The following is a 673-nucleotide window of genomic DNA, read 5'->3' on the forward strand; positions in this document are numbered from 1 at the left end:
AGATTTGAAGACACGCGAGCCGGGTTTAGCGAGCTGATTTTTCAAGATAAACGCTATATTGCCTCCGATGTCCGCAACATCAGCTTGAAACATGCGGCCGCGCAGGGTGAGTTGCCGTTTGTTTTGAAAGAGGATACAGAAAATCGGGTTTCCGACTGGCGTTGCGAAAACCTTTTCATCACGCTCGATTACAGCAGCGAAACACCTGAAGCCTTCTTCGGGCGGATGGTAAACCTAGATGATTTGAAGCTGGAAAACACCCGCAGCGAAGACGAAATCAAAGAAAGCGCAGGCCGTCTGAAAGGCAGTATTTCCTCAGAAAACTGTCCCAACTGCGGCTCGTCCGTCCACTGGGTCAACGGCCTCACCGCCCATCTCAACTGCCCAAGCTGCGGCAGCGAATTGGCAATCGGCAAAGACAAAGCCGAACTCATTACCGCCAACGCCATGCGAACGGCGCAGCAAAGCCTGTTTACCCTGCCCGTCGGCAGACAAGGCCGTCTGAAAAATCGCGAATTTTACGTTATGGGCGCAGTCAGATACGCCGAAACAGACGCGCAGGAAACATTTGAAAACCTGTTCAGCGGCCTCAACCGTACGCTCACGCCCGAAGGGCAATGGACGGAGTATCTGCTTTACAACCCTACACAGGGTTTCTTATGGTTGGTTGAAT

Annotated in this window: 1 pseudogene; it reads left to right on the top strand. The window is 52.3% G+C overall.

What is annotated here, in order from left to right:
• Positions 1 to 673: pseudogene (locus tag ACTHUE_RS19750) on the top strand (DUF4178 domain-containing protein); the annotation flags it as partial.

The organism is Neisseria sp. P0021.S005 (assembly GCF_051956955.1).